This is a genomic window from Paraburkholderia lebeckiae, from assembly GCF_014201005.1.
Classification (GTDB): domain Bacteria; phylum Pseudomonadota; class Gammaproteobacteria; order Burkholderiales; family Burkholderiaceae; genus Paraburkholderia; species Paraburkholderia tuberum.
Genome location: NZ_JACHDK010000066.1, coordinates 1 through 2,637 on the forward strand (window position 1 = coordinate 1; position 2,637 = coordinate 2,637).

The following is a 2,637-nucleotide window of genomic DNA, read 5'->3' on the forward strand; positions in this document are numbered from 1 at the left end:
GCGTCATACGAGAAGTTCTTGCTATACCCCATCGCATCCCACGACTGCGCCACCGCCGGCTGCGCGAGACCGTAGTTCCACTGCTGGGTGCTCAGGTGGCCGTTGGCGTCCCTCAGTCCCACCAGGTTGCCGCTATCACGCCGCTTTGTTCAGGTAGCTTAGCAAGTCCTCCTGCGTGAGCCCCGGTGTTCCCAGTTGAAACCACCTTTCGAAGTAGTCCGGGTATGTGAAGTACACCCGACCGTTCTCCTTGACCGGGCCTGGCTGTGTTCCATACTTGCTTACGAAGCGCAAGTGCTCGATGGTCATCACGTAAGCATCACGTTCTTCGTTACTGGCGAATTCCACTTCGCCAGTAACACGATATGGTGAATCTCCTAGAATTAAATCCACCAAATCCAATGCTTTCCCTTGTTCCATTAACTTCAAGACGGTTTCCTTGTCAGCAGCACTCACGTCAATTCCCCAATCTAGCCGTTATATGGTAACCATTCACTTCAATCTGCCTATATCCAAGACTGGCCAGTGATTTGCCGAATGGTGTATTGCTAGCAGCATGAGCAGGTGACATCCCCTCTACGGACATGTTGTACTCAGATCACCGATGCACTGCTCGAACACCTGGACTTCCTGCCCGGCCAGCACGTCATGTTCAGCGTCGATCACAGGTTCGGCCACGTCATCATTACCCCGGATCGCAGCTACACCGTCGCAGGCAGGCCTATGACAGAGACGGAGATCAGCCAGCGCAACTCGCTCATCCCGGACTGATCAGTTCCCCACACGACAAACCCGATCACAGCTAGACGAACGAAGGGCCGCTTACGCGGCCCTTCGGGTTTTCTAGCAGCTAAATATCACTCTGCTCATCTGTAGCGGACTACTTCTTAAAGCCCGCAAATGGCCCGAAGAACACTATTCCCTGCTCAACAAGGGACGGCAACTCATCCTGAGACGGAAAGTGACTCGCAAACTCCGGCCAGACTTTCTCAACGTAGGCACCCCATGAGGCCACTGGAATTTCACGCACGTCTCCCTCGATATTGTCGAATACGTAGTGCATATGAGAGGCAGCAACCACCCCTTTTTTGACGGCCGCTTCATATGTCGATGCACTTGCATAACACGCGACATGTGCCCCATCGATTCCTTCTGGCATGTCACAACCCTCGCCACGCAAGAGCTTCATTCGGAACTCGTAAAGATGATTTTCCATGTCGTTCATTGACCATATTGTTTACCAGATCCGGGAATGATAACTCTCCGCAATTGCTCAATCTGCTGCTGACTAAGCCCGAACTGGTCACGTGCCTTTGTCGGATCGGCAACCACTGGTTTCCCGGGGTTGATTGATCGCCTGCCCTCTTCAACTGCGGAAGTGCGCAATTGATCAACGAATGACTTCGGGACTGTAAAAGCCCTGATTGTGTTATCAGGGAATTGTTGCAATCTTTGCTCCAGGAAACTCTGAGCACGCGCCTCGTCACCGAAATTCAGATACAGGTTACGCTCATCACCACGTCCCTTGTTCGCGAATACCGGTGGAATGGAGACGCTTCCTGTGGCTTCATCGATAAATAACCGGCGATTGCCCTCGCCCTCAACACGGAAGACAGTGATGGTACTGGGTTCTCTCGCTGCACCTACACCCCGTCCGCCGAGCAGCAACCCGACTCCAAACTCCGCATAACTCGACGCCTCCGAGTTGTACGGAATTTTGGCACCCTCAAGGAACGGCACATAGTCCGGCGTACCAGGTAACGCCCCGCTGAGCAGGTTAACACCACCCTCGAATGTGTTCAGCGCCAGATTAACGGGAAGCTTTGGAACATCGGCAAGCCACGAGCGCCCCAGATCATATTGGGCATGTCCGGCAGTACTGTTGCCCTGCTGATCAAAGCCACCCCGCACATCCGTGGTTAGCCGCTTTTGTACATCCCACGCGTATTTCAACGCGTCTGCATCATCGCCCGCCAAACCAATCGAACCGGCAGTGCCTGAGCTGTCCCCCGTATAACGGAATCCATCGCCTCGGCCCAGGGGCCCAGCAGCAGAGATACCAAGGTTCGGACCATAAAGCACCGCAGCGCCGCTGTAAGGCTCTACGACTTGACTCGATGCATAGGCGCTGCGCGCAGTCGCACCAGTCAGGCTATCGAGCGTATCCAGCGAACCGCCCATGCCAAACAGTGCAGCGTTACTGCTATACGGCGGCGCTACGAACCCACTACCCACGCCACCCAACCCGCCCGGCAGGATCTCGCCATTCATCGCCTCGATCGCCTGCTTCGTGTAGTCCGTTTTCCCGACACTGCCCGCCTGAACCTGGCTCACCACCATATTGCCAATGGTGCTGGCGATGGCATCCATCGAGATCGCGCCAACATTGCGCCCAAGGCTCCCACCACGCACGATTGTACTAGCAGCCCCTGCAGCTATTCCCGCACCCATGCCCGTTACAAACCTGCCTGGATCCGAGCCCATGTTAAAGCCCACGTTGCTGCCGCCGACATTAATCGTCCGTGCCGCCTGGAAGCCGACTCCAGATGCCACAGCGGACGCTGCCATGCCCTTCCAGTCAAACCCGCGCTGAGCACCAACAGCGAGCGCCATACCCTGAGTCGCCGCTGAACGCAC

General features: G+C 55.7%; 4 protein-coding genes. 1 reads left to right on the forward strand and 3 read right to left on the reverse strand.

Features of this window, described 5'->3' with window-relative positions; translation table 11 throughout:
- Window positions 1-135 precede the first annotated feature (135 nt).
- Entirely contained in the window at window positions 136-456 is a 321-nt protein-coding gene (locus HDG39_RS34435; RefSeq protein ID WP_184012721.1) for a hypothetical protein, read from the reverse strand.
- Between the two features lie 108 nt (window positions 457-564).
- On the opposite strand from HDG39_RS34435, the gene HDG39_RS34440 reads away from it, so the two are divergent.
- The gene (locus HDG39_RS34440; protein WP_184012723.1) at window positions 565-771 is read left to right on the forward strand and encodes a hypothetical protein; all 207 of its coding nucleotides are present in this window, start codon (window positions 565-567) and stop codon (window positions 769-771) included.
- A gap of 109 nt (window positions 772-880) precedes the next feature.
- Here the strand turns inward: HDG39_RS34440 and HDG39_RS34445 are convergent, their stop codons facing one another.
- Both HDG39_RS34445 and HDG39_RS34450 read right to left on the reverse strand, forming a co-directional pair.
- Window positions 881-1,225 (reverse strand): hypothetical protein, encoded by a 345-nt coding sequence (locus HDG39_RS34445; protein WP_184012725.1) that lies wholly within the window; start codon window positions 1,223-1,225, stop codon window positions 881-883.
- On the reverse strand, window positions 1,222-2,637 hold a 1,416-nt coding region (locus HDG39_RS34450; RefSeq protein ID WP_221305973.1), incomplete at its 5' end, for a hypothetical protein. The genes HDG39_RS34445 and HDG39_RS34450, both read right to left, overlap by 4 nt.